This is a genomic window from Vibrio sp. V42_P2S4T144 (genome assembly GCF_009904715.1).
Taxonomy (GTDB): domain Bacteria; phylum Pseudomonadota; class Gammaproteobacteria; order Enterobacterales; family Vibrionaceae; genus Vibrio; species Vibrio alginolyticus.
Genome location: NZ_WXWS01000560.1, coordinates 1 through 6,861, shown reverse-complemented (window position 1 = coordinate 6,861; position 6,861 = coordinate 1). Strand labels below are relative to the sequence as shown.

Genomic DNA, 6,861 nt, shown 5'->3' with positions numbered 1-6,861 from the left:
TGTTGTCGCTGCCAAATGCATTTGGAACGTAAGCATCAGCTTGTGGGTCATTTTCCCACTTCGCGTCATCGAGCAAGTAACGGAACTGAACATTCTGCGCTTTAGGTAAGCGGGTTTTAAATTTAAACTGACGACTTTTCTTCACTAATTTCATCGGTTCTGGTTGCCAGTTGTTGAAGTCTCCAGCAATTTGGACAGAGTCCCACTGATCTTTATCTAGCTCGAACGTGACTTCGACTTCATCTTTTGTCTTAAAGAATCTCTTTTTAAGCATTGATCTTTCCTTGTTCGTACAAAAACTGTTCTAACTATTACTCGTGTTTCATAATGATTTCAAGTTTTATCGAATTGTTGCTGGTATCTGATGAGGGGAGTATCCGAACGGTGAATAGTTCGTTGTGCTGGTTTCGTGTACTGAGGGATCGTTAGAGAGAAAATTCACTAGCCTAAAATGGTCAAAGAACAGAGTTTGTTAGCGAGCCGAGAGTCCGTATCTTGAAGTCAAACCGTTATCATGTATTATCTTAAATCACCATTTTCCTTGATGTAGCTATGTTGAAGTTGAACCGTACATTGTTGACTGCGATAGTTTGCTTAGTTGCTATGCTTTTGAGTAGTGTCGCTCCTGTGGCGCAGGCTTCCGCTCCGATGAAAACAATTGAAGTACGCGATCTTATTGTTCAACAGGCTGCTCTGCACAAACAACTTGGCGTCAATGACGACTGCGTAGAATCACATCACGATGAGTCAGCCATCAATAAGGCACAACAATCTCACACGAGTTGTAGCTCTTCCTGCATGGTCAAAATTCCCGCCAACTTATCTCAAAACGACTTACTGCTTCTTCCTTATAGCCTTGCCTTGATTGGTAGGCCTCTAGTCGAAAAAGTAGTGACAGTGATCACCAAGCTTTATCGTCCTCCGATTGTTTAATTCCTCATCTCAAATTACTTGGGGTTTACCCCTTTTTACCAAATGAAATGATTTGGCATTTGAATGCCACAAGGAAATAAACAATGAAAAAACTACTTGCCTTATGTAGTGCACTTTTACTGACTTTTACCGCTCATGCAGCGCAATTTGAAGAAGGGAAGCACTACAAAGTTCTGGATGTAAAGAAAGCATCGAAACCTGTTGTGACGGAATTCTTTTCTTTTTATTGCCCACATTGCTACAAGTTTGAGTCGCTTATTGAGCGTTTAAAACCTGCTCTGCCAAAAGAGGCAAAGTTTGAAAAGGTGCATGTGGGGTTCATGGGCGGAGATATGGCGATTCCGATGGCCAAGTCCTACGCGACGATGGTGTCGCTAGGAGTTGAAGATACAATGATTCCTGCCATGTTTGCCCAAATTCATCAAAAGCGACAAGCGCCAAAAGACGAAGCTGAGCTGAAACAACTCTTCGTTGATAATGGCGTAGAAGGTAAGAAGTTTGATGCGGCGTACAACAGTTTCGCCGTAAACTCAATGCAGAAAGGTTTTGATAAGCAATTCTCTGCCAGCACGTTAAGAGGGGTTCCGGGTGTGGTTGTGAACAATAAATACATTGTTTTGGCCAACGAAATTCGTACTTACGACGAGTACAATCAATTAGTTAATTACTTATTGACGCTGTAACTGTAAATAGCATTGAAGCTTAAAAATGGCGACGGTAGAGTCGCCATTTTTATGCTTATCACTTTCGTATTATCTAAGAACGCTTGTACATGCTTGAGTCGGAACACTAGTCATAAATATGGCATGCGGATAAAACAAGCTAGCAGCAGTGATTGCAACATTACATGGCTGAGCAATCGTGGTTTTAATCACATTGGTAAGCACGGCTCCTGTATTATTTACTGTTTGAGCGGCGGCTTGTTGTGCTTGGTAAGACACGCAACCTGTCGTTGCATTGATCATCGCAGTGCTAAACAAAAGTTTGCGAAAAAACATATTCATATCCTTTGTGAATGCTTTGAATTACTTATATGTGGATTGGTTCATAAATGAAACAAAACAGTGTTCAAAATATGTGTGCATTCACGAAATGAACATTGTTTTATAAAAAGACGTTTTTTTGTGATCTTAGTACTGGACAGACCAGGTTATGAAACTAAAGCCAATCCGTGCATTACGATTACGCCGAAGGTCAGTTTGCTCCTCATTCCTTGATATCCCTTGGGCTCGGCGTCTTGTTCGACTTTCCTCACGAGCTTTTCTGCATACCAAACAGCAAGGTACCCAATTGCTAAGAGTAGGGTTGCGACTGCGTAATGTTTGTGGCCCTGCAGTAATGCGCCCCAAGCCAGTAAGACAAAAAGGTTGCTGAGAATTAATATATTTCGGCTAAGGCGATGGTAGTAATGCTCAATGCCATTACCCCAAAGGATGCCGGATAAAAAACTTAATATAACGGCGCTATATGCGATGAAAAATTGCTGACCACTTAAATTGAAGAATGAGATGTCAGTGAAAATCAGCCCTAAACTAAACACAAATGGAACCAGGCCTAAGTAACCGAGTTGTAGCATGGTTGAGCGTGTTGTCATGGTCGTCACCTTATAATTGTTGCTCTATCATATTGGTAAGCGTAGTACTTGTCGGTGATGTGGAGCTTGGAAAAGTAGCAATAACTTTACCTTCAGAGCTGATTAGAAACTTGTAGAAGTTCCATTTTGGTTTTATGCCTGCTTGGTTAGTAATCTGGTTGAAGACTGGGTTCGCATCTACACCTAATACTGAAGAGCGAGCCATCATTGGAAAGGTGACCCCGTAATCGAGATAACAGACTTTCGCTGTGTTTGTTTCGCTTCCTCTATCTTGTCGAAAGTCATTGCTCGGGAAACCGATAACGGTGAAGTTTTGGTCTTTGTAAGTTTGATAGAGGGTTTCTAACTGTTCAAACTGAGGAGTGAAGCCGCACTGGCTTGCTGTATTGACGATTAGTAGTGTCTTTCCCTTAAAGCTTTCGCATAGATCGACTTCTTCCGTTGAGTTTAACAACCTTTGCTTACCTTGAAGAATATCAGGGCACTCAGATGCAAGAGCAAGCGAATTCATGGAGAGAAAGCTAACGAGAGCGGCGAAGTTCAGTAATCCTTTCATGGTGTTGTTCCCCTTGTTTTCAATAAGTATAACTACTTAAGTGCAAAGAGGATCGATCAAAAAAGCCGCACAAATGCGCGGCTTTTTCAAGAGCTGAGATCTGACTATGCCAGTTTCAACTCGAACTGGTTCAGGTACATTACCATGTCTTCAATCGTCAGTACCGGCATGTTGTGCAGGCGACCGAATGCTACGATCTCCGGTGCCTTTGCCATCGTGCCATCTGGATTGGTCACTTCACACAGTACGCCAGCGGGTTGAAGCCCTGCCATTTGCATCAGATCAATCGTACCTTCTGTGTGACCACGGCGAGTCATTACACCACCTGGACGTGCGCGCAGAGGGAATACGTGACCCGGGCGAGCAAGATCTTCCGGTTTTGCGTGCGGGTTTGCCGCCGTTTTAATGGTCGTTACGCGGTCTGCTGCTGAAACACCCGTTGTTACACCAACTTTCGCTTCAATAGAAACCGTAAATGCGGTTTGGTTTGCGCTGTTGTTGTTTACCACCATTGGAGGCAGTTCCAGTTTGTCTGCTTGAGCATCTGTTAAGCACAAACAAACGATGCCGCTACATTCGCGGATCATCAATGCCATTTGCTCGTTAGTGAGGTGCTCGACTGAATAAATGATATCGCCTTCGTTTTCGCGATCTTCATCATCAAGAAGCAGTACGCCACGGCCTTCTTTTAAAGCGATAAGTGCGTTTTCAACGCGAGTAATTGGGTCGCCGAATTCGGCAAGTAGTGATGACTGATTCATGGTTAACTCCTAAATTTCACCAGAATCAGGGCGGTATGAGAGATCGCCGTAAAATACGATCAAAAAGAAGTGCACCAGCATTCTTAGCGATCTGACTCGCTATGCTGGTGTATTCTTATTCTCTTTCATCCGGACTATAACCGTCGGCTCTGGCATCTCACCAGATCTGCTGACCTCGACGAATCGAGCGCTCGCGGGCTCACTTGAAAAAGTATACCGCCGGTGGGGAATTTCGCCCCGCCCTGAGAACAATTAAAAATGTACCACTTCATCCAAGTTGTGAAGAAGTGGAGCTAGGATAGTACTGCGAACTGAATAGCTTGGAAAGTCGATTCCATCTGTATGATGGAAAAGTGTGCTATCGACGGAAATAATCTGTGCGAATAAAGTGATCAATCTGCTGCGGCACGAAGGTGTTGTAAATCAGGCTCGTATGCGTTTGCTTCACTTCGATATGATCTTGCATACCGTCCAGTCTTGTCTCTTCTACGGTAACGGTACCGTCCGACATGGTGTTGTCATTACGGATCAACAATGGGCGAGCGCCAATCGGCATCGTTCCTGCGATACTGCCGAGTTTTTGAGGGAAATCCCAGGCGTCATCATGTTTGTTTAATCCGTGGTGTGGCGAATTGCCTAAAATTGCACCCAATCCGAGATCTTGAATTCGACCTACAATGGACGCGCCTTTAAGAGGCGAACCGATAGCGACAACATGAGAGATTAAGTTAGTACTCGGTTTTCTGTTGGCGAGATAGCGCTTAATCATCAAGCCTCCCAAGCTGTGTCCCACGAGCACGTTTGTGGTCAGTGGATTAAGCGAATGATCAATAGAATCAAACAGTGAAGACTCATCGATAGCAACAGTGTTATAGCTGAGTACTTGCGTTTCGTATCCGAGTTTTCTCAGCTTTTGGCTAAGAGGCTGCATGACCAGCCCATGCATATAAAGACCATGTAAGATGATGATTTTCATAATACCTCCTAGATTTATGACGTCGTAGATATCCTACTCTAATTAACAAAGAACTACTTGTGCTTTGTGGTGCATATTTACGTTTTGCTGCAAAGTTTGACTGCTGTAGCAAGCGACTCAGCCCAGTAAATCCTGTACTTGTTGTTGCAATTGATGACGATTTAAAGACGCAGGACTTAACACTTCACCGATTACAACATCCACTTTTGACCAAAAACGAGTCGGTCGTTTTGTGAGAGCATGTCCGCCTTTGTGGCTGAAAAAAGAACCCCAAAGCCCTTTTAACGCCATAGGGATGACAGGTACAGGGTTACGTTCAAGGATTTTTTCCACACCAGGGCGAAACTCACCCAATTGACCGTTAGACGTTAAACGACCCTCAGGGAAGATACAGACAACCTCACCGTCGTTAAGTGCTTGTTCAATCTGCTCAAATGCTCGTCGGTAAGTGTCGGCACACTTGCGTGGAGAACAGATCGGGATAACACCGGCATGACGGAATACATATTTAAGAACAGGTAGCTCGCTGATGGACTTGTCCATCACAAAACGAACCGGGCGAGTAGAGGTTCCCATCAAAATCAATGCATCGACATAGCTAACATGGTTAGCCACGATTAACGCAGCACCTTGTTCAGGAATATGTTGGCGCCCCTTTACGGACACACGATACATACAATGGCTGAGTAAATAACTGATAAAGCGTTGTGTAAATTCCGATACTTGGCGATAGACATAGATCGCCACGAAGAAGTTACCTATTGCCATCATGGCAAACAGTTCCACAATAGAAAGCTCCAGTACGCTGAGTACAACGATCGAAACCAAAGCAGACACCACCATAAACAACGCATTCATGATGTTGTTAGCAGCAATGGCACGTGCACACTCCCCTTTGTTTGAACGCGATTGGATGAACGCATAAAGAGGAACAATAAAGACACCGCCGCTTACACCAACAAGGAACAGGTCAATCATGACGCGTAGATGTTTTGATTCAGCAACGAAGCTTTGAACATCATAAAAGTGCACCGGAAGTGATGGATAACTTGGGACTGCCCATAGCAAGTCGACGCCAAAGACTGTCAGACCAAGGATACCGAATGGCAAAATACCAAGCTCAACGTGGTTGAAAGAGAGCTTTTCACACAACCAAGAGCCTGTAGCGATACCAATGGAAAACAATGCCAACAGTAAAGAAACGACAGTGCTATCTGCGAACAAATGTTCGCGTGCGAAGTTAGGGAATTGAGTTAGGTAAGTCGCACCCATGAACCAGAACCAACTGATGGCAAGAATAGACATCCAGATGCCTCTCTGCTTTTTTGCCACTTTTAACGTGTTCTTTAAACCAGAAATCGGTTCAAATTTCGCTTTGTCATTTGATTGGCTAGGCATCGCTGGAATATTCACGCTGCTCATGAACCCAAGCAAAGACAAGGTAATCACGACACAAGAAGCAATCAAGGTACCATTAGGAATGGATAGCAGCAGGCCTGCACTAAGCGTACCTATAAGAATCGAAAGGAACGTGCCCATTTCAACCCAAGCATTTCCTTTAACAAGCTCATTTGGTTTGAGCGCTTGTGGTAGCAAGGCGTATTTCACGGGACCAAAATAGGCCGATTGAGTGCCTGTCATAAACAGCAGAACCAGCATCAGCATGGCACTTTGGGTGGCAATAGCGGTTGCTGCGCAAGACATGATAGCCAGCTCGATGAGCTTTAGACGTCGGATTAATTTGGCTTTGTCCATGCTGTCAGCGACGGCACCAGCATGCGCTGAGAATAGAAAGAAAGGTAGGATGAATAAGCCTGCCGCCAAATTAACGAATAGATTGACGGATATTGGTAGGTTATCAATTTGGCTGTATGTCACCATCAATAACAGAACGTTTTTGTAGATGTTGTCATTGAGTGCGCCAAGGCATTGCGTCACAAAGTAAGGAAAAAAGCGTTTTGAGAAAAACATACGGGCCCCGATTAAACAAAGTCGAATGAGATGGGAGCACTTTATGCTCAATGAACGATTAAACCAGCTT

At 44.1% G+C, this 6,861-nt stretch carries 9 protein-coding genes and 1 riboswitch; of the genes, 2 read left to right on the top strand and 7 right to left on the bottom strand.

What is annotated here, in order from left to right:
- On the bottom strand, positions 1 to 274 hold a 274-nt coding region (locus tag CAG68_RS18715), incomplete at its 3' end, for an isoamylase early set domain-containing protein (protein ID WP_161441499.1).
- 278 nt (positions 275 to 552) lie between these two features.
- Here CAG68_RS18715 and CAG68_RS18710 point away from each other — a divergent pair.
- Positions 553 to 933: a hypothetical protein gene (locus CAG68_RS18710; protein ID WP_025767950.1), complete on the top strand. Its 381-nt coding sequence runs from the start codon at positions 553 to 555 to the stop codon at positions 931 to 933.
- An 83-nt stretch (positions 934 to 1,016) separates the two neighbouring features.
- Positions 1,017 to 1,616 (top strand): thiol:disulfide interchange protein DsbA/DsbL, encoded by a 600-nt coding sequence (locus tag CAG68_RS18705; RefSeq protein WP_005373667.1) that lies wholly within the window; start codon positions 1,017 to 1,019, stop codon positions 1,614 to 1,616.
- A 69-nt stretch (positions 1,617 to 1,685) separates the two neighbouring features.
- Here CAG68_RS18705 and CAG68_RS18700 read toward each other — a convergent pair whose 3' ends face one another.
- The 6 genes from CAG68_RS18700 to CAG68_RS18675 form a co-directional block, all read right to left on the bottom strand.
- Complete coding sequence (locus CAG68_RS18700) at positions 1,686 to 1,931, bottom strand: hypothetical protein (RefSeq protein ID WP_005373664.1); 246 nt, start codon at positions 1,929 to 1,931, stop codon at positions 1,686 to 1,688.
- A 152-nt stretch (positions 1,932 to 2,083) separates the two neighbouring features.
- Complete coding sequence (locus CAG68_RS18695) at positions 2,084 to 2,527, bottom strand: DUF3429 domain-containing protein (RefSeq protein WP_042522685.1); 444 nt, start codon at positions 2,525 to 2,527, stop codon at positions 2,084 to 2,086.
- A gap of 10 nt (positions 2,528 to 2,537) precedes the next feature.
- On the bottom strand, positions 2,538 to 3,083 hold the full coding sequence (locus tag CAG68_RS18690; RefSeq protein ID WP_005373657.1) for a glutathione peroxidase: 546 nt from the start codon (positions 3,081 to 3,083) through the stop codon (positions 2,538 to 2,540).
- Positions 3,084 to 3,187: 104 nt separating this feature from the next.
- On the bottom strand, positions 3,188 to 3,844 hold the full coding sequence (gene ribB / locus CAG68_RS18685; protein ID WP_005373655.1) for a 3,4-dihydroxy-2-butanone-4-phosphate synthase: 657 nt from the start codon (positions 3,842 to 3,844) through the stop codon (positions 3,188 to 3,190).
- A gap of 113 nt (positions 3,845 to 3,957) precedes the next feature.
- A riboswitch (FMN riboswitch) is annotated at positions 3,958 to 4,098 on the bottom strand.
- A 104-nt stretch (positions 4,099 to 4,202) separates the two neighbouring features.
- Entirely contained in the window at positions 4,203 to 4,820 is a 618-nt protein-coding gene (locus CAG68_RS18680) for a hypothetical protein (protein ID WP_005373653.1), read from the bottom strand.
- A 117-nt stretch (positions 4,821 to 4,937) separates the two neighbouring features.
- Positions 4,938 to 6,791 (bottom strand): MFS transporter, encoded by a 1,854-nt coding sequence (locus tag CAG68_RS18675; protein WP_086047514.1) that lies wholly within the window; start codon positions 6,789 to 6,791, stop codon positions 4,938 to 4,940.
- Positions 6,792 to 6,861: the final 70 nt, after the last annotated feature.